The organism is Rhodothermales bacterium, assembly GCA_017643395.1.
In the GTDB taxonomy this organism is placed as follows: domain Bacteria; phylum Bacteroidota; class Rhodothermia; order Rhodothermales; family UBA10348; genus JABDJZ01.
In genome coordinates this window covers 673,754-694,148 of record JAEPNP010000001.1, presented here as the reverse complement: position 1 = coordinate 694,148, position 20,395 = coordinate 673,754, and the positions used below count along the sequence as shown (strand labels likewise).

The following is a 20,395-nucleotide window of genomic DNA, read 5'->3' as shown; positions in this document are numbered from 1 at the left end:
CATCAGTCTGGATTCGCGTACCTCTCCAGCCCGGCCTCTCTGACCCAGCGGCGGGCGGTCTTGTCTGATCGCCCTAGTCTTCGAGCCAATTCGGTGTAGTTCACCTTCTCCGTGCCTCTGAATCTGCACTGATCCATCAGGTTACGGAGGGCTTCTGGCCCTGGTCTCTCGGCTTGCGCTACCAGGGTCTTCTTGTCTTCTCGGAGCTTTTTAATTTTCTCTTGAGCGATGGCGTGAAGGCGTAGTATCTGCGCCTTCTCGGCGCGATGCTCCTCAAGTTCTGATTTGAGGCGTTGGACAAATGGGTCTGCCTCGACGGAGCGTACTGAACCGTCCCGACGGTATTGGCGGATGACTTCAGCCAACACCGAATGGCGCAGCTCAACAAGCTCGGCGACTTCGTCAAGCTCGAACATCGCCTCTTCCTCGGCGAAAGATTTTTCATAAAGGAGATCTACAAGGCTTGACCAGCTCGAACCGATCTTCACATCGAAGGTCAGCTTCATCTGGCGTTCCTCCTCTGACAGAAGCTCTCCGTCTCGGTCGTTCGTGCGCAGCGATGAGATCATCGATGAGCCGATCCGGAGAAAAGAGCCTCGTGTCTCGAATGACAGGCTTTCATGGGTGGCTCCCGACTCAACCAGGTCACCCTGCTGGGTGGCGACCCCTTCGATGTTCTCCGCTAATAGCTGAAGCGCAGCTGTCCGCATCTCCAGTCTTCGGCTGCTCTTGCGGATCGTTGCCAGCTCCTGCTTCACGTCGGACTCAAGATGAGCCAACAGGACGTAGCGTCCCTCAGAAAGCATGGTAGACGCTTCCTCCAACCAGGCTTCGACCAGGTCTCTTCCCGCCTCGCCGAAGTCCTCAAGCGCCTGCGTGTAAAGGGTGTCCTCGCCCATCCTCTCTATGAATTGGTCATTCCGATGTGGTGTAAGGTATACAGCTGGGCAGGCCGGTGGTCTCGCAGGGGGTTGTTAATGCGACCGCTGACGTCTTCGCGGGTGCCGTCTTAATCTGTCCTCCTGTGAAGGGGGCCAGCGTAGCCGCAACCGGAGCCTCGCCGGGCATGAGGGATCCCACGCCCATCAAAGAGTTTATCGCCCTAGCGACGCACGCCACCAGAGCATCGAGACCGCTGGGAGCATCGGTTATTCCTCCACCCGCCGATCCCTTTCTCACTCTCTGGAGATTCAGCCACAACAAAGAAGCTGCCCGACCGCCGGATCCGGCCCCGAGTGGGGTCGGCTTTTGCTATCCTGTACCACCGTGATTGACCTACCAGTCGTTCTGGTCGACTTCGGGACAATCCATCACAGGGCAGGTTGTGCCTCGCTCTCGTTCCCGCAGGTGGAGGAGATCGGGCTACCCAGTCTGTTTGAATAAGTCGCCCGCCTGATATGCAAGAAGTCGTAGACCTCTACAAACGGCTCGCCGTTGTCGCCCGCGACGAGGGAGATAGACTCGCCAGCAAGCACGGCTTGCCAGCCAGCGAGCAACCGATTGGAGTGTTGGGCCAAACCTTCAACACCGCTGTAATGGGTCTGGAGGTTCTTGACCACTACACAACGATGTGGAATCGCAGCGCCGGTGGGCTCACAGCGAACCAAGTAGCGGCTCTGAAGGCCCAGAATGGCGAACGGATCATGAAGCTGAACAACAGCACCTTTGTGTCGGTGATGTCGGCTTGCGAGTTCGGGGCAAAGCAGGCCCTGAGGGCCGGGCTAAAGCCCAACATGAAGGTTCGCAAGCGTGTCTATTTGGCCGAGATCATGGAGGCATCCCAAGTCGCCGGACAGATCACTCAGGCGGATCTTTATGGGTGGGATGATGCCCGAGAACTTCGCAACGTTATCATCCACAACAACGCGATTCCCGACGTTACGACCACGCTTCGGGTGGGTCCAAATAGTCTGACCATGGTCGAGGATCAAATGATGCAAGGCAATCTCAAGTTAATTGTCGAGGCCACTATCTGGGTTGCTCAAGCGTTCGGACGTTGGGTCGATTCCAGCCTCTCTTGATCCCGCTGTCAACCTGGTTCGCACCTTGCTTTTCCTTGTGCCCCTTCGGGAGGTCGACATGGGACCCGCTCGTTTCTAGCCCACCTCCTGGGGAGGTGTCCATGGGACCCGCTTGTTTTCGGCGTGGGGGCGGGTGCCTTTGTTCACATTTCGGTTTTTGCCAAAGCCGGTCGGGCCATGTGGTTTCATGCGTGGAAGCCCCGAAAGCGTGGTTCCGACGACTAGCTTTTCGGCTCTAATTGGCCTACCCCACAGCCTTAATCTGCATGTGCGAGGGAATCGCGACCTGTCTGCATATCGGGAGGGGACGACAAACCGTGGTGTAGGGGAGGGGTTTGTTGTCCCGTGAAAACGTAAGTCCCTGCCGCTTATTTGCTTACATGGTATTGATGTGGGCCCGGTAGGGTTCGAACCTACGACCAATCGATTATGAGTCGACTGCTCTAACCGCTGAGCTACGGGCCCTCGCGCCGAAAACAACGGCGCGGGCCGGGATGATCCAAGCGAAGCATCGGCGGATGTCGGCTCGCAGGACAAGAACGCGCGAACAACTGCGGTGCACTGACTTGTCACTGGTCCGGTTCGCCTGTGTCCGTTACTATCCGGCCCTTCGAAGCGGCCCTCTGGATAGCGAGGTCCACTCCGAATTATTGCTCTGGGCCCCGACTGAATCGTTGCTTCCCCTGCCTCCGGCGGGTCCTTTTCTTAACAGTTTTGAGTTTTTCGATCCGACTTCCCAGGCCGGGGAGCGCTCGGGCAATATTCCTGCTCGTGGGCATGCTGGTGCTGGGCACGGCTTCCGGGCAAAACACGGACATTCTGCCTCCGGTCCTGACCTCCTATTCGGTCGATCCGTCGACGGCCGATGTGCTGGCCGGTCCTGTCGAGGTTACGATCACCGCGGGCGTGTCGGACTCGGGCACCGGCGTGAAGTTGGTCACGGGCCTGGCAGTGAATCCGGTATTCGCCACACAGGAAACGTGCGTCGGTGAACTGACGGATGGAGACGAGTTCGATGGGACCTATGAGTGCGTGCTCGTCCTTCCAGAGGAATCCGCTCTCGGCGTCTGGGTACTCACGATTCTCCTGACCGACGAGGCAGACAATTTTTCTCTGGCCACGGGCAACGTGCTCACGGCGTTCGGGGCGCCTTCCTCCATTACGGTGATAGCGCTGATTCCGGCGCCCACCGCGACTCCCGACTCCTACTCCACGCCCGAGGATGTGCAGCTGGTGGGCAGCTCGGTCCTTGCCAACGACCAGGACGCGACCGAAGCCATTCTGGCATCGCCTCCGGAGCACGGCACACTCGCATTGTCGGCGGACGGCACCTTCACCTACGATCCGGACCCGGAATTTTCCGGGAGCGACCTCTTTCGCTACGTAGGCAAAGATGATACCCGCACTACCGACACCACCGACGTCTCGATCGATGTGGTTGCGGTAAATGACCTGCCCCTCGCCCCCGACACCTCCCTGGCCGTGCAGGAGGACCAGACGGCGACCCTGACCTTCCCCTCCCAGGATGTCGAGGGGGAGTCCGTTTCCTACCGGGTGACGGGACAGCCCTCCTCCGGGCAAGCCTCATTCGCCGGGGCGGTCTTTTCGTACACGCCGAACGCGGACTTCGAGGGCCAGGATGAAGTCCGCTACGTAGCGAGTGACGGAGTCGAAGACGCCCCCGAAGCCCGCATCGCAATCACAGTCGGTGGCTTGAACGATGGGCCCGCTGCCTCTGTCGACGCCTACACGCTGGATGAAGACACCGCTCTCCTCGTAAGCGCCGGCGAGGGTGTCCTGGCCAACGACACCGACGTGGATGGGGACGCCCTGACGGCCCAGCTGCTGGACAGACCACTATTCGGCGCCCTCGTTCTGAATCCGGATGGTTCGTTCGAGTACCAGCCCCAGCCCGACTTTCACGGCGAGGACGGGTTCACATATAGGGCCACTGACGCAAATACGGAGTCCCCGGCCGTCTCGGTGAGACTAATCATTGCCCCGGTCAATGATGCGCCTGTGGCCAGCGCTGCTCAGGCCTCGGTCGCCGCAGGAGAGTCTGTCACGCTTACACTGACGGCCTCGGACGTAGATGGAGACGCCCTGAGCTACTTCGTTCAGGCCCCCGGACCACAGAAGGGCTCACTTCAGTTGGCCGGAAACCTGGCTACCTACACGGCAACCGCGGGTAGCTCGGGCGAGGATGTTGTCGCCTACCGCGTGTTCGACGGTCAACTGTACAGCACTCCGGCCGAGATTCTCATAACCATCGGCGGCGTCAACCAGGCCCCGGTAACGCAGGCCGACTCGTACGCAACGCGCGAAGATCAGGTGCTGGAGGTCTCCGCAGCATCGGGGGTGCTGGCCAACGACACAGACCCTGACGGACAACCGCTATCAACGTCGCTGGAATCGCGTCCGTCACATGGCTCGCTGATTATCGATGCGGACGGCGGATTTCAGTACACGCCGGCAAAGGACTTCCATGGGCAGGACTCCTTCACCTACGTGGCCACGGATGGCAATGCGAGCGTTGTTGGAACCGTCTCGGTCCAGGTCTTGCCGGTGAACGACCCCCCGCATCCCGGACAGGTGGTGGCCCCAGGCCCGGGCGCGACGCTGATCCTGAGTGGAGATCCGAGCGGAGCAATCGAAATTCGCTGGGCCCGGGCTTTGGATCCGGAAGGCGACCCGGTCGAGTACCGCTGGGTGGTGGCTGACGACGTGCTTAAGGTGCTGTTCGCGTCCCCCTGGCTCACCAGCACATCGTTCGAAACCACGGTGGGAGAACTGGGCGCCGCGCTTACTGCCGGCGGAATCGACCGGGGAAGCGTAGTCCAGGGCTTCCAGTGGCTCGAAGTGTCGGACGGCGAGGCCGAGACGACATCCTCGCCGATTGAAATCACCCTGTTTCGCGGAGCAATCACGGGCGCCGAGTCCGACTCAGAGCTTCCTGCTGACCTGGGAGTGAGCGTCGCGCCGCAGCCGGTCTCGGGGATCGGCAGGGTGGCGCTGGAACTGCCGACCGCCGGCGCGGCGTCGGTGCGTGTTCTGGATCTCCTCGGGCGGTCGGTAGCCCGGATCCATGACGGCTATCTGGCGGCCGGTACCCACTACCTCAACCTGGATCTCTCCTCGCTCGGCGCGGGGGCTTACCTGCTGGTCTTCGACGCCGCCGAGCGCCGTCTGACCAAACCAATTCTGTTGATCAAGTAGCGTCTCCTTCTGGAGCTGGACAATGCATTCTTGTTTCCGATTCCTGGTACTGAGTATCTCCTTCGCCATTGCCGTCGTGCTGCCGGCGGCGGCTGCGGACATTTACGTTTCCTCCACCAATGGAGACGACGCGTTTGACGGGAGCCGCTTCGAGGTGCTCGGCGGAGGTGTCGGCCCCAAGCAGACACTTGAAGGAGCCTTGGACGCCGCGACGACCGGGGATGTGATCTTTGTGGAAGCGGGCACCTACGGCCCCTCTGGAGGGCTGCTGACGGTGGACAAGGCGGTCACGTTTCGTATCGAGGCGCTTGGCTCCGAGGTGATCGCGACCATCTCCGGAGACCTGGTCGTGATGCAGGACATCACGGTTTCCGGCGGAGCGAACGCCCTTGCCGTGGGTGCCGGAGGCAATCTCATTCTCCGGGGCGGCGATCTGACAGTGATTTCGCCAGGCGATCTCGTGCTGCCGGACGGGGTCACGATTACCAGGGAGCACGGGGCGATCCGCGGCAATGCACCATCATTCGGTGCCAATACTTTCGTCGTCTACAACGACGACGATCCGGGCCAGTCGACTACCGCGGGCCTGGAGTTGCCGGCCGACCTGGGCTCCGGAACGATAACCATCGACCAGGCCTCCGGGTCTCTCGACTTCCCGAATCCCATCTCGTTGAGCGGATTGACGGTCGCCCCCGGCACTTCCGTGGACGTCACCCTCTTCTCCACCGTCTCCAGCCGGGGGGACGCCCGCCGGTCCGATGGCGCCACCGGAGACCTGACGTTTACGGATCTCGAGCTCTTCGACAACCACCTGGTCAACGCCGAATCGGGAGGCACTCTTTCGGTGCTCGGCACGCTGTCGTTCACGGCCAATACCAACGATGAGGTCGCAAAGCCGGCCATTGATAACGCCGCGGGCGGCACCATGGCGTTGGGCAACGTGGTCTTCAGCGGCGTCGCGGGACCCAACCCCGGACTGGACCAGATGCGACTTCTCGTGAACGGAGTCGGCGGCTCGGTCACGGTCCGTGAGGAGATCCGCTCGGTGGCCGTGCCGACCACCAACGAGGCCACGACACAGGTCAATGACGTCGATGTGGCCATTTTCCAGAACCGCGGCGAAGTCATTGTGCGCGGCTCGGCTCAGGTGGAGCATGTCTACAACACACACGCGGACGCGCGAGTGGAATTCCATGCGGCCGCCGTCATCCACGCGGCGGTGGCACCAGGACTTTCGCCGAACTCGATCAACAATGTGCTCGGCCGGGTGGAGTTCTATGACGATGCAACCATCGAAGGTGCCCTGATCAACGCGTCCGGGCAACGCATCGTGTTTAACGGCAACGCTGGCATCGATGGGGACGTCAACAATGCCGGGACCATCGAGGTAGGCCCCAGCCTCACCGTTGAGTTGACCTCCAACGGCGACTTTACGGAGATCGGCCTGGTTTCGGGCGCAGATGGATCGGTGGTTGTTTCGGGCGATGGGGCCGTCGGCATGGCGAATGTTGAAGGCAACCTCACCATCTCCGGAAACGGCAACCTGGCCGCCAGCCTGACTGTGGGCGGGAATCTGGTTGTGTCGGGGTCAGGCGCCATCACCTCCGCGCTCGCCGTGGCTGGCAACCTCGAGCTGACAGGAAGCAATTCCTTCGGACCAGGGGCCGCCGGCACCGACGTCGGCGGGAATCTCGTGGTCGATGGGCTGACCGAGATCAGCCTGGGCGCGTCCCCTGACCCGGGCGTCGCGGCGGGCGGCGTGCAGATCCGCTCAGGAGGAGATCTCAGGGTTGCCGAATCCAACACCCTGGTGGTGCGAGGCTCATTCGACGACAGCCAGGGAGGTGCGTTTTCGGCCGCTGGTCCGGGGGCGACCCTTTCTTTTGAGCTGACCGACGACGCGACCTGGACACCGGGCACCAATCGTCAGGTAGATCGCCTAATGGTGGCTGGCCCAACCCACACGCTCACCATGCTGCAGAGCGTGGACGTGCTGTCGGTGTTGATGGTCTCGGCCGACGCAACCGTGGACGTGACCGACAAGCTGATCCGCCTGTCCAGCGTGGATGGTCGGGCCCAGGTGGACGGCACCGTGCTAGCCAGCCGGGTAACGGGTGCCCTGACCTTCAAGGCCAACGACCAGGAGCTCTCTGGCATGGGCCAGGTCACCAACCTGACCGTCAACAACGGAGACGACACTCCGTCGCCGCTTGCGCTGGCCAGCGACATGACCGTGACGAACAAGCTGCAGTTGTTCGACGGCGGACTCGATCTCGCTGGCAACGTGCTCACCCTGGGCGCGCCTCCTGCGCGCATCGAACGAAACATGGCGGGCACCGCCACGGAAATCGTCGATTCCGTAGGCGGAGGCTCGCTGGCAGGCACCTACGACCTCCTCTATTCGGGCGACATCTCCGGGCCGGTTGATGTGGCACGGGAATTCTCGGCTTCCGGCATAAATAGCCTCACGGTCGCCACCTCGGGCGGCGTGGTCCGCGTGGTAGACCCCGGCTCCTGGGGAGCGGCCACCCTCATATCTATCGCGGAGAACATCGAGGTGCTACCGGATGCAACGCTGGATCTGTCGGCCGGTCTGGGGTTCCTGATTGGGGGCGCCGTCGCGATTTCAGACGGGGGAACGCTCACGGGCTCGGACGTCCTCAATCTCGCCGGAAGCGACTCGGTGCACCTGCTGCACGGCGCGGTGCAGTTGACTTCTCCTGTGATTGTCTCCGGTACCAACGCCCGCATCGAAGGACCGGCGAGTGACGGCACGGTTGCGGGGCTGGGCGTCGGCGAATTGCCCGGATTGACGGTCCGGGCCACCGGTGTCAACCTGGTTCAGGTGCATGCCATTCGGGGCGACTTGACCCTGGATGCCGGTTCCGAGCTTGCCCTCGGCCTCGCCGCGGTTGAGGGGAGCGACACGAACAACGGGGTGGTCACGGGCAATCTGGTGATGGGGGGACAGACGCTCACCCTCACCACGGATCTAACCGTCCAGGGATCGGTGCTCCACACTGCGGGGCTGGTCAACATGGCCGACTCCAGGCTTGTCATGGAGACCGACGGCTCTTCCTTCACCGCGGTGCCGGGAGTGACCGGCATTGCCTACCAGGCGGCCGGAGGGCATCTGGATCTGTCGGGTGCCGTCCTGCTGGATGTGTCCGGACGCTCGATTCCCAGGGTTCGCGTCCGAGCTCCCATAACGCTTGCTTCGGATTGGCGGATTGAGCGTTGGCTGGACGCCGACGCCAATATTGCCGGGCCGTTCAGGACCGTGATCGCCGGAGACGCCTGGTTCGCGAGCAGCCTGACCATGGCGGGCATCCTCGAGACCGTTGGAACGACACTGACGCTCGAAGGAGACATGCAGGTGACAAGCCTTGAGATCAACTCGGCGACCACCACGCTCCTGGCTTCTGACAACGGCGACCGGCGCACGCTGTTTGTGGCGCGAGACTTCGTCCTGCGCCGCGGAACGCTGAATCTGGGCGTGCATGACCTCAATCTGAACGCCAATCTGCCCGGTGCCGCTCCGGCGTTAACCTACCATGACGGCGCTGTGACCGGGTCCGGCCGCGTGATCTTTGACGACAATACAGACGGGTCGTTCATTCCGGTGGCCACAGGCGGCGGTGACCTGACCATACCGAACGTGACGTTGCGCGTGGCAGGCGGCGAGGCCGCTGACCTGAACGACGGCATCTCCATCGCTGCAGGAGACGGCATTACCGTCACAGGCACGCTGACCCTGCAGGGTGGTGCGATTGAATTTGACGACACGCTGTCTCCCGCCCTGACGCTTGGGGATGGTGCCACGATTCATCGCATCCTCGGCGCCCTTCTCGACACGCCGACTTTCGGTGCGCTCGTCAACAACGTGTATGACCGCGCCGTCCTTACCGGGACGGAGTTGGCGCTGAGTGGCGGCTTGCTGGACGTAAACGCAAATCTGGTGCTGGCAGCCGGCGCGCGCCCGACGTTTCAAACCGTAGACCTGAATGCACGCCTCGATGCCAGCGTGCAGGATGCCACGTCTGTGGCTTCCTTGAACGTAGCGTCGGGCGGCTCCGTGCTCGTCGGTATCCAGGATCCGCTGACCGAGGCCTACTCGTCCGACGGTCCGATTACCCTCGTGTACGATGGACCCGTCGCCAGTCCGGGCACCACGCTTCGCGAGTGGCCGGCTTCCGTAGAGGTGGCGCGCCTGATTCTGAGGAGCTCCGTCGACCTGGGCGGCGACCACACCGCGCAGCACGTCACCGTGGAAGGGGTGGACCTGGACCTGGCTGGCGATCACGCCCTCAGGGTGACCGGTGATCTCACGCTCTCGGGTGCGGCGAGTCTCTCCAACACCCAGGGTGCGCCCGGATCAACCGGCGTGCTGGAATTTGCGGGCGACAAGCCGCAGCTGGTCACGCTTGCCGGAGCGTTTTCACCGGGCACGACGGCATCGCCCACCGGCTTCCTGCTGTCCGTTGACAACACGGCGGGTGTAACGGTGACTGGCGGTCACCTGGAAATGGATGCCCCCACTGAGCGCGTACGCTTTGTGCAGGGTGCCCTCGACGTCACCGATGCCGGACTGACCCTCTTTCATACCGACTCCGACAATCAGGGCTTTGTCATGGTCCGGGGCGGAGCGATCGGTCCGATTTCGAAGGAGGTGGTCAATGCCAACATTCCGGGATTCCCGCCGGTAAGCAGCCGGATGGAGTACCCCTTCTGCGGTCTCGGGTGCGATGCGCCCCGGTCTCTGGCGCTCACCCTGAATGATCCTTCCCAGGTTGGTGGTACGGGACGCACGGGTATTCTGCTGACAGCGACGCACGTAGAGTCCAGCCCGGGTGGAGAGTCCGGGCTGCCGATCGCGACGACGGATCCGGCCGGCAATGCGCTGACGGTGACCCGGTACCCCGACTTCCACTGGACGGTGGCCGCCAACGTGCTGCTTCCGTTGATCGACTACGATGTGGAGATGCGGGCCGGGGGATACGCCGACTTCGCGGCCGAACAGATTGATCGTGTGGTCGGGATCCGACGCGAGGCGCCCGCGACCTCTGCGTGGGAATTGCTGGGCGCACCGGATACCTACGGGAATTATCAGCTTTCGCCGACCGACCCTGTCGTCGTCGCCCGTTCCAGTATCGGCGACTTCGACATGAGTCCCGGCGCGCTGTTCACGCTCGGATTGGAGTCCACCATTACCGTGACGCATCCGGGCGCCGTCAACATGCAGGTTGGGGAATCGGCCCGGTTCACGCTGGACGGTGGCGTATTCAGTGGCGGCAACCCCGGTGATGTGTTCACCTATACCGTCGGCGTTTCCAATGCCGCGATCGCAACCGCGAGTGAGTCGGGCGGTGAGCTTACGATTTCAGGGGTTTCGAAGGGATTTGCGGACGTCAACGTCACCGCAACCGACGCCCTGGGGAATACGCGCACCATCGTGGTTCGAGTCAATGTGGGCTTTGTGGTCTCTGCCGTGCAGCCCGTCGTACAGCATATCGGTGGCTCCGCGCAGCTTGATCTCTCGACCGTCGTGCAGGGCGGAGCAACGCCGTACACCTACGTGGTTACCGTGGGCAACGTGGCCGTGGCTACTGCGGAGATGAACGGTGACGTGCTGACCGTGACGGCAGTCGGCGAGGGAACGACAACAGTCACCGTGGATGTCACGGACGCAGACGGTGCGGTGGCACGGGTAGAGATTCCCGTCATCGTGACAGCCGCGGTGTTTGTCTCGGATGCGCTTGCCGATGTCAACCTGAGGGTCGGCCAGCCCGCCATCACGACAGACCTGACCTCGGTGTTTTCGGGTTCCACATCCGCTCTCACATTCTCGGTTTCGTCCTCGGATGACGCCATGGTGCTCGCAGCTGTGGACCAGCAGGAGCTCTCGATTCTGACCCTTCAGGGAAGCCGGGAAGGCGTTCCGGTCCTGGTGCGGGTCACGGCAAGAGACGGTCTTGGCAATGAGGCTATCGACGAATTCGAGGTCGTGCCGCTTCCGCGCTGGGGTGACGGCAACGTGGACGATGCGGTCTCCGCGCTCGACGCGCGGTTGGCACTGCAGCACAACGTCGGGCAGATCCGGCAGCAGCCCGATCCGTTGACCTCGGTGCAGCTCGAGACGCTCAACGTCACGGGCGCGTCGCTCACGGCATTCGATGCTGCTCGCATCCTTCAGCATCACACGGGCTTTATCAGCTGCTTCAACGTGGAGCCGGGCTGCACGGCGGAGCTCGAAGCGACCGGGAGCGGTGTGCTCAGCTTCGCGGAGGCCGTGGCTGAGGGTGGTGATCAGATCTCTGTCCCCGTCACGCTGAGCGGTGATGTCCGGGATGTCTTTGCATTCCAGTTCGTGGCAGAGCTGGACCCTGCCCAGGTGACCTTTCTGTCGGCCAATACGGACTTGCCGTTTGGATGGGTCTCCGAACAGAGCCTTACTCCCTCGGGCGTGTTTTCGATGGCCATCGCCGGTCCCACAGCGATCTCGGATCCGGGTGCCTACGTGACGCTGAAATTCCAGTTGACCGGCACCTCGGGCACCGCCGTGTTCCGCGGGGAAGGGTTTATCAACGAGCAGATTGCCACCGAGCTCGGATCGGTGAGTACCTCGGCCGAGGCGACGGACTTGCCCGCGGCCTTTGCGCTGCACGGCAACTACCCGAACCCCTTCAATCCAGCGACCCGGATCAGCGTCGACATGCCGGAGGCCGGCTCCGTGGTGGTGACTGTCGTTGATGTTCTGGGCAGGGTGGTCCTGACCCATCGCGAAGCCATGGTCGAGGCCGGTTACGCCCGTGCAATTGGCCTGGACGGTTCAGCTTTGGCATCGGGGACCTACATGTACCGCGTGCAGGTCCAGCGGGGAAGCACGCTTCAGGCTGCCTCCGGCACGATGACGATTGTGAGATAAGATGGCTCGACTCGGTCTTTTCCTCGCCGCGGGGCTGATTGCCTCAAGCGCGCTTGCGCAGGTGCCCCGCACCGTCGGATACCAGGGCTACCTGACCGATCAACTCGGGCAGCCCGTGCCGGACGGCCGCTACGACGTCACATTCCGGCTGTATGACCACCCCAGCGAGGGCGAGTCCAGGTGGACGGAGACCCAGACAGTCGTCGTGTCGACCGGTTTGTTTTCTGCGCTGCTTGGAACGGTCGAGGAGCTCGATCTGCTTTTCGACCGGCAGTACTATCTGACCATCGAGCCCGGTGAGGAACCGGAATCCGAACGCCTGCCGCTCGCTGCAACGCCGTACAGCTTGACGGCCGGCGCAATCACACAGGGCGTCGCGGTTACCACACTGAATGGTCTGCAGGATGAGGTCGAACTCGTAGGTGCCGAGGGCATCCGCGTTACCACCGACCAGAATCAGATCGTTATTTCAGGGGCAGGCCTGACTCAGGACCCCGGCTGCTCTGGCGACGATTGCGGCGGTGTTTCTTCCGAGGTGGGTGTGCTGGGACAGGCCTCCGCGCAGGACGGGCGAGGTGTGTACGGCCTTGCTGAGGCAGCCGCCGGCCCGGCCGTGGGGGTGTATGGTCTCTCACGCAGTACCGAGGGTCGTGGTCTGCAGGCATACGCAAACGCGAAGACCGGGCTTACCTATGGCCTGCTTGCCGAGGCGGCGTCTCTGGAGGGCATTGGTGCCTATGGGCAGTCGCCCTCGCTCGGATTGCTGGGACTCTCCACCCTGCGCGCCGGCTTCGGAGTGGGCGTGCGCGGGAGATCGATGTCGGAGGATGGTGCCGGCGTGGAAGGCCTTGGCCCACGACTCGGTCTGCTGGGAATCGCGTCTTCCACCACCGATGTCAGCAAGGGTGTCGAGGGCCGCACGCCTTCCGTGGACGGCGCCGGTGTTCACGGGACGGCACTGTCATCCGCAGGGCAAGCGAGTGGTGTATTCGGTGAGGCCGCGTCATACGCCGGGTTCGGTGTGCAGGGACGGGCACCGACTTTCGGGGTTCGGGGCATCGCTCTGGCGCCTTCCGGTCGGAGTCACGGCGTTTACGGATCCGCCATTTCCCTGGACGGTCGAGGCGTGCACGGCCTCGCCCCGACCTATGGGGTCTATGGGCAGGCGGACGTGTACGGGGTATACGGGTCCAGCCGCGACCTGGAGCGGCCGGACGTTGCCGGAGTCTATGGAAAAGCGCTGTCGCCAGATGGCTTCGGTGTGCATGGCGTAGCGCCGAGAATTGGGGTGTTTGGCGTGGCCGACACCACCGACGGTGATGCGTACGGAGTCTGGGGACGCGCCTCGACACCGATCGGGATCGGCGTCTATGGAGAAGCCGACACCACCGAAGGCGCAAACTTCGGTGTCTATGGGAGTTCGAAATCTCCCGAGGGAACGGGTGTGTATGGCGTTGCCGACACGACCAGTGGCCGGAATTTCGGCGTGTTCGGCGAGACCAAATCCGACGCGGGGATCGGCGTGTATGGAAAGGCCAGCGGACAGGGATTCGCAGGCTGGTTTGAGGGCAAGACGTACTCGGACAGCGACCTGATCGTGAGTGGCTCGGGTGTTTTCGACAGCCTGATCAAGGCCGGAGGCATCTTTCTCATCGACCATCCGCTGGACCCGGAAAACAAGCTGCTGGCGCACAGCTTCGTGGAGAGCCCGGACATGATGAATATCTACACCGGAACGGTCGAGACGGACGCGGATGGCTTCGCCACGGTCACCATGCCTGACTGGTTCGAAGCGCTCAACAAGGACATCCGCTACCAGCTGACGGTCATCGGTCAGTTTGCCCAGGCCATCGTTGCGGAGGAGATGCAGGATCTCCAGTTCGTCATTCAGACCGACAAGCCGTCGGTCAAGGTGTCGTGGCAGGTCACCGGCGTTCGGCAGGACCGGTGGGCGCAGGAGAACCGGTTCATCGTTGAGCGGGACAAGGCGCCGGAATCACGCGGTCTATTCCTTCACCCGAGTGCCTACGGACTTCCCTCCCAGAGGGGAATGCGCCCCCGCCGTGCAGTTCCAATCGACCTCCTGGGGCGCCCCGGCCTTGAATTTCGCCGCTGATGCGGCTGGTCGCCGCGCTGATAGTGTCCACCTGTGTGGTGGGAGCCGCTGCGGCCCAGTGGAGCCCGGTTGCGCATTCCAGCCAGACGACGGTGGGAAGTTGGCGATTGCGCTCCGTGGTAGGCGCACCGGTCGCCTCGTTCGGGATGGCCGCGCTTCGCCGGCAGGACCTGCTGCTGGCAACCGATGAGCCGCCCGAACTGCCACTCGCAGTGACCGTGTCGACCGCCTGGCCAAACCCGAGCCACGACCGGGTCAGGCTGGAGTTGGCGCTGCCTTCCGACCTGTTTGTTACCGTCACGGTGTTCGACGTGCTGGGTCGTCGAGTCGCCACTCCGCTTTCCGAATCGCTTCCGGCCGGACGACACGTGGCCACCTGGCGCCCGAATGGAACTCCTGCCGGTGCCTACTTCGTGAGGATCAGTGCCGGGCAGGTGGTCGAAACCCGCCCCGTGGTGCTCGTACGCTAGCCGCGCGGCTGGCGCTTGCGAGGCGGGATATCAGCGAGCCACGACGACGGATCCGGTCGTGGTCTGATCACCGACCTGGAGCCGGTACAGGTATACCCCGGAGCGCCGCCCGGCGCCGAACTCGACTTCCCGGACGCCTGCAGAAAGGATTAGGTTCATCCGGTCCACCCGTCTACCCAGGAGATCGAACAACTCAAGCGTCACGGGGCGGCTGGCGGGCAGCCTGAGGTCGATCGTGAACGTGCCGGACGAGGGATTCGGGTACGGCAAGGAGGCCTCGAAGGCATCCGGCACGGAAGTGAGCCCCGTAGAACTCGTCGGGCTCAGCTCGGCCGTTGCAGTTCCACTCACGGTGACGGTTTGACCCGGCATCAGGGACTGTACATCCAGGGCAGAGGTCCAGCTGAGTGGCTCGCTCCCGTGCCAGAGCAGCCGCACCTCGTGCCCGATTCCTTGAAGCTGAACGGTTGCGCGGCCGTCGGCCCATCGGTGGACGAGGCCGCCGGAGCTGAGCCGAACATCGAACATATCCGAGGCCGGCAGCGGGGGCTGCATCCAGCCGGCCGGGCTTTCCGCCGCATGACCCAGGTAGATCCGGGTCGTAATGCCGGCCGAGGTCACCTCCAGGGTGGAATAACCCTCCGGAGGGTTCGGAGTTGGCGCCGGATCGGTGCTCTCGCATTGAATGGCCACGCTTCCCGGCGCGGTTGCCTGCAACCAGTATCCTCTGCCGGGACGCAGCATGGATGCCGGACGCAGATGTCCGTCAAAGTCGCGAAGTGAACCGGGCACCAGAACGCCCAGGTCATCCACCACGGCGGCCTGCTCACACGACGGTCCCGAGAACAGATTCCATCCACGGCGGACCGGGAGCCGGAACGGTGGCAAAGACGGGCCTTCCATGGTCACGGAAAGCGTAGAGTCTGCGTGCAACCAATAGCCCGCGCCCGGCTCGAGGGCACCCACCTCCGAGAATACCGAGGAATAGCCCATCGCCCGAATCCCGGGCCCGAACATAGATGCCTGTCGAGGGCCGGCGTGCGGAACGCCAACCAGATTCCATCCGGATTGCAGGGCGACGGTCCTGGAGGACGTCGCCGGAAGAATGCCGAAGAGAGGGCTTCTGTGGAGCTCCCGGGTTGTCGATGCCGCCCGGAGAATCAGTTCGTACGTGAACCCTCCCGGGGTGGCGGGGTCGATTTGCCACTGATACGATCCCGCCTGCGCTTGCACATCGCTCGCAATAATCTCCTCCTCACCGTTGGGCAGAAGGAGCACGATGTCCATCAGGAGGGAGTCGTCGGCGGGCCGGTTCCAGACGATGAGCTCCGAGGTGCCGGCGCGCCAGACGTCGGTCGCGCCCGGTCTGACTACCCGTACACTGTCCTCGTGCAGGTAATTCTCCAGCAGCCAGCCGGAGTAGTTTAGCAGGCCACTCTCCTGGTTGTCAAACACGTCAAAGACGCGCAGGAGATTCTTCGGATTGAAGCCCAGCTCGGAGATCTCCAGCGTGGTCTCCCGGCCCCACCAGTTGAAGCGGGCGTCGATTTCGTCCCAGGCCGATGCGTCGTTCCGAAAGTCGAATTCCGTGTTGGAGTGCACGTTGTTGAAGTGTGCCACAGTCTGGCCGCGGCCGTCATTGTGGATTCCTTCGCCCCCGTTGCCGGTGACCTCATTGTAGAGCAACGAGTCCACGGCAGGATGCTGCAGATCGGTGTAGACGTAGATGCCGCCTGCCCAGCCTTCGGTGGCATTGTTGAGAACCAGATTGCTGTCCACCATGGCCTGGCTCCGCACCAGTCTGAGTCCCCAGCCGCGATTTGCTTCGATGCGGTTGGCCCGCACAGTGCCAACCGAGACGCGGTCCAGATAGATGCCCCCGGCGTTGTCCGATAGCCTCGTGCCGTGAACCAGCAACGTGTCCACTTGCGACGTATGGATGCCCGTGCCACCGGAGCCCGATATCACGTTTCCTTCGATGCGATACCGTGCGGCCCGGTCGATGCTGATTGCAGGCCCGCCCAACCGGTGGAATTCGTTTTCGGTGAGAGTGCCGGTTGCCTCGGAATATCCGATTTCAACGCGCACACCGGAGCCTCCGAGATCCTGGAATCGGTTGCCGCTGACTTCCAGATGCCTTCTGCTGTAGCGGCTGTGCAGTCCCGTCTCTTCCAGCAGGCGGAACGTGGAGTTGGATACCCGGACCGTATCGCTCGGGGTGTCGAAGAAGCTCTGCAGGAACAGACCGTACCGTGCATGCTCGAAGATCACATGGTCGACTTCGACGGTGGCCAGCGAGTCTGCGAGCAGAATGCCGTACCAGTCGCCCGGCTCGGGCAGTTCGCTGTCGGAGGCGAATCGGATGGGCTCGGACTCGGTGCCTCTCAGTACGAGGCCCCCATGGACCGATACGTCCAGGCGCAGACTGTCCTGGCCTGCAGACATCGAGTCAGTCAGCGGGAGAAAAAGCACCTCGACACCCGGGTCAACGGTCAGGGTGAAGTCGGCCGGTACCAGAATGTCTCCCGTTACTACGATGGGCAGGGCATCGGTCGTCCAGGTGGTGTCCTGTCCGATCGCTCCCGAGATCAGGGTCGCTCCATAGTGCGCGGAGTCCCGAATTGTCCGGGCGTTGCCAAAACTGTCGGCGGGGTCGTCATATCGGACCCGGACCCGTTCGCCGAGCATGAAATCCGTGAGTTCGGCCTCACCCTCGAAGGTACCCGAATCCGGTTCGGTTTCCATGAGCGTGGCCTGCCGGGGCGACACCGAGGAGCTGTACAACTCCACCACGATGGAGTCCGTCTCCGCATCGTCAAGATTGCGGTCCGCATCAATGACCCGTACGTGTGCTTGGTCTCCATCCTCGTAGGTGATGACCTCGAGGCCGGAAGCGTCCACAAGCGCAACACGTCCCGTGGTGAACTGGCCGAAGGTGGGGATGGCGGAAAACAGCGCCAAAACCCCGGCGACTAACAAACGCAATGCAACTTTCAAACGACTACTACGCCAGCCGCAACATAGGCCCGGAAAGTATCGGGTTGAGGGTAATCTTCCGCTAATTGCGGGTGAGGGGATACGGTCCGTGCACGCAGCGCCGGGACCGCCCGATGGGACGCCAGTCGGCGTGCCGGGAGGAGCCGGACGTGGAATCCGGCCCCGGTGCGCAAGTCGGAGTCGGACGTGGAATGCGGGGGGCCGGCGTGCGGGGCGGCGCCGAACATGGAATCCGACCCCGGTGCGCAAGTCGGAGTCGGACGTGGAATGCGGCCCGGGTGCGCAAGTCGGAGTCGGACGTGGAATGCGGCCACCGGCGTGCCCGTGGGAGCCGAACATGGAATCCGGGGCCGATTCTCCATATGGCAGTCCCGCTGAATCGGCCGGGAGTGGAATCCGGCCCCCGATTACACCTCCGGGTCCCGCCGGCGGGGTCGAACGTGGAACCGGATGCCGCTTTTCCACCTTGCCGGCCTGGCGGACGTCCAGCCAGGCCGCCGGGGAGCGCCGGGGAGCGCATCGCGACCACGCCAGGCGCGCGCGGTCGCTGGCAACGCCGACCACGCCACGCCAGACGCCCCCGGCCCCTTGCACCACCACACCCGCCCCGCCTATCGTTAGCCACTCCCACCACTTCCTCCCGCCATGAAGCGCGTTACCCTCGCGATGGGGTTCACAGCGGAACTCCCGTGGCGGCACGGATTGGAGAATCGGCAAAGTCTACGGTCCGACTCAGGCAAGCCCCCGGGAGGTCCAGGCTGAAGAAGAACACGAGCATCCAACCAGCCCTGCTTCAAAAGGCTGACACGACAGGGGTCGACTTAGCCACCAGCTCCGCCCCAGCGGGGTGCCTGCTGATCATTCTGGCTTCACTGATCCCGAATCTTGCCCTTGGGCAGGGCGTGGTCTACGTGGACCGCGACGCCACAGGAGCCAGCGATGGTAGCTCATGGAGGGACGCATTCGTCTCGCTTCAGGACGCGCTGGCCATCGCGGAACCCGGGGGGCAGGTTTGGATCGCCGAGGGCGAGTACCGGGTCGACCAAGGGTTTGGAATAGCTGAAGGCGACCGGACTGCGCTGTTCGAGCCAACCGCGGGCGTGTCCCTGTTGGGCGGCTTCAGCGGTACGGAAGCGGATTCTTCAGACCGAGTACTGGGGCCAGAGGCAACCGTGTTAACTGGTGACCTCGGTGAGAACGATCCCAATGGCGTCGTCCCTGACCCTGCGGAAGCCGCATTTACGGACAACGCACCACGCGTGCTGCGACTCATCGGAGCGGAGGGCTTTCCGTCGCTGTTGGATCGTTTGACGATTACCGGAGGCGTTGGGACCAGTCAAAATGATACAGCGGTGCTGGTGCAAGCCCCTTGCATCCTGCGAAACGTCTCCATCGTCGCCAACGCGGGCTTTCGGGCCGCCTTTCTTTCGGAGTGTGACGTGGATGGGCTGACCGCCATCCGGAATCGATCTGCCCAGAGAGGCTCCATCGGGGTATCCGGTCCCATCACCATCTCAGATGCTGAGTTCATCGGAAACGTTGCCGAGGAGGGGGGAGGAGGGTTGTATATCGCCGCCGGGCCGGCAACTGTTTCACGGTCAGCCTTCGTCGGAAACCAGGCCTTCAACGGTGGCGCCATACTGGTCAATGGCTCGGTTACCCTGATTTCCGTTCGATTCATCTCGAACCAGGCAACCTGCAACGGGGGTGCAGTTGCGATCGGGGAGTTCTCCGCGGTGTCCGCTCACAACTCGCTGTTCGCTTCCAACACTGCTTGGGCTGATTGCTCTTTCAGTCATGGTGCTGGCGCCATCTCCGTGGCGTACGCCTCGTTGGATGTCGCAAACACAACATTTGTTGGCAACTCGGCCCGGTATCCCGGCGATGTGATCTCGTCCACAGGCGGGAAGGTCACGTTGCACAATTCGATACTTCAGGGGAACGGTTCAATCACTCAGCACGACCTGACATTCGAGATGGATACCGTCCTCAGTGATTCGACCGAGTTGGCCTACGTGGTCCACGATGAGCCCAATCTTGGGCAGGTTCGACCTATCGGGCCCGTCAGATTTGCCCGCGTTGGTTTTCCGGCCGCGATAGGCAGGGACGGTCTGCCTGGGACCCTGGACGATGACTACACGCCAAACAGCCATTCAGCAGGCCTCGACTGGGGGAGTAATGGCCTTATTCCTTCTGATGTCGCCGATCTAGACTCGGACGGCGACATCGACGAGGCCATCCCACTTGACCTGAATGGCAATCCCAGAATTCTGGGCGCGCAAGTGGATGTCGGCGCTTTCGAGACACCGGCAGCGACTGGAACGGACGTTCATCCGCAACCGGCCTCCACGTGTCAATTCGAGCTATATCCGAATCCTACGAGCGACTCGGTGTGGCTCTCGGGTACGGCTGGCCGGATAGGCCGAATCAGTCTCTACGACTCCACGGGTCGCCGCTACGGAACCTGGAACGGTCCCTCAATCGACCTCTCCGAAAGTCCACCAGGCTTGTACCTCATCCGGATCGAGACCATAAGCGCCCAAACCGTCTGTACCAAGACCGTCCTGAAGCAATGAGTCCTGTGGCGATCATGCGATACTCCTAACTGTCGTACTCACACCCCACTGGTCAGCCAATTCGCGACCTCCAC

8 protein-coding genes and 1 tRNA gene are annotated in these 20,395 nt (G+C 62.8%); 6 read left to right on the top strand and 3 right to left on the bottom strand.

Features of this window, described 5'->3' with window-relative positions; translation table 11 throughout:
* Positions 1 to 2 precede the first annotated feature (2 nt).
* Entirely contained in the window at positions 3 to 899 is an 897-nt protein-coding gene (locus JJ896_02700; protein ID MBO6778540.1) for a hypothetical protein, read from the bottom strand.
* A 498-nt stretch (positions 900 to 1,397) separates the two neighbouring features.
* Between JJ896_02700 and JJ896_02695 the strand changes: the two genes are divergently transcribed.
* Positions 1,398 to 2,021: a hypothetical protein gene (locus tag JJ896_02695; protein MBO6778539.1), complete on the top strand. Its 624-nt coding sequence runs from the start codon at positions 1,398 to 1,400 to the stop codon at positions 2,019 to 2,021.
* A gap of 392 nt (positions 2,022 to 2,413) precedes the next feature.
* Here JJ896_02695 and JJ896_02690 read toward each other — a convergent pair.
* A tRNA-Ile gene (locus tag JJ896_02690) sits at positions 2,414 to 2,486 on the bottom strand.
* Positions 2,487 to 2,798: 312 nt separating this feature from the next.
* Here JJ896_02690 and JJ896_02685 point away from each other — a divergent pair.
* From JJ896_02685 to JJ896_02670, 4 genes are read left to right on the top strand one after another with little or no spacing between them, the layout of a single operon-like run.
* On the top strand, positions 2,799 to 5,237 hold the full coding sequence (locus JJ896_02685) for a tandem-95 repeat protein (GenBank protein MBO6778538.1): 2,439 nt from the start codon (positions 2,799 to 2,801) through the stop codon (positions 5,235 to 5,237).
* A 22-nt stretch (positions 5,238 to 5,259) separates the two neighbouring features.
* Positions 5,260 to 12,162, top strand: a complete 6,903-nt coding sequence (locus JJ896_02680; protein ID MBO6778537.1) for a T9SS type A sorting domain-containing protein — start codon at positions 5,260 to 5,262, stop codon at positions 12,160 to 12,162.
* 1 nt (position 12,163) lies between these two features.
* Complete coding sequence (locus JJ896_02675; GenBank protein ID MBO6778536.1) at positions 12,164 to 14,278, top strand: hypothetical protein; 2,115 nt, start codon at positions 12,164 to 12,166, stop codon at positions 14,276 to 14,278.
* Complete coding sequence (locus JJ896_02670) at positions 14,278 to 14,748, top strand: T9SS type A sorting domain-containing protein (GenBank protein MBO6778535.1); 471 nt, start codon at positions 14,278 to 14,280, stop codon at positions 14,746 to 14,748. Before JJ896_02675 ends, JJ896_02670 begins: the two co-directional genes overlap by 1 nt.
* A gap of 30 nt (positions 14,749 to 14,778) precedes the next feature.
* On the opposite strand, the gene JJ896_02665 is transcribed toward JJ896_02670, so the two are convergent.
* The gene (locus JJ896_02665) at positions 14,779 to 17,733 is read right to left on the bottom strand and encodes a right-handed parallel beta-helix repeat-containing protein (protein MBO6778534.1); all 2,955 of its coding nucleotides are present in this window, start codon (positions 17,731 to 17,733) and stop codon (positions 14,779 to 14,781) included.
* A 701-nt stretch (positions 17,734 to 18,434) separates the two neighbouring features.
* Here JJ896_02665 and JJ896_02660 point away from each other — a divergent pair.
* Positions 18,435 to 20,321: a T9SS type A sorting domain-containing protein gene (locus JJ896_02660; GenBank protein MBO6778533.1), complete on the top strand. Its 1,887-nt coding sequence runs from the start codon at positions 18,435 to 18,437 to the stop codon at positions 20,319 to 20,321.
* The last annotated feature ends 74 nt before the right edge of the window (positions 20,322 to 20,395 follow it).

Bases quoted from the DNA above. Each gene is read 5' to 3' on its own strand.
- JJ896_02700 (MBO6778540.1), bottom strand. From the start codon at position 899: ATGGGCGAGGACACCCTTTACACGCAGGCGCTTGAGGACTTCGGCGAG.
- JJ896_02695 (MBO6778539.1), top strand. From the start codon at position 1,398: ATGCAAGAAGTCGTAGACCTCTACAAACGGCTCGCCGTTGTCGCCCGC.
- JJ896_02685 (MBO6778538.1), top strand. From the start codon at position 2,799: ATGCTGGTGCTGGGCACGGCTTCCGGGCAAAACACGGACATTCTGCCT.
- JJ896_02680 (MBO6778537.1), top strand. From the start codon at position 5,260: ATGCATTCTTGTTTCCGATTCCTGGTACTGAGTATCTCCTTCGCCATT.
- JJ896_02675 (MBO6778536.1), top strand. From the start codon at position 12,164: ATGGCTCGACTCGGTCTTTTCCTCGCCGCGGGGCTGATTGCCTCAAGC.
- JJ896_02670 (MBO6778535.1), top strand. From the start codon at position 14,278: ATGCGGCTGGTCGCCGCGCTGATAGTGTCCACCTGTGTGGTGGGAGCC.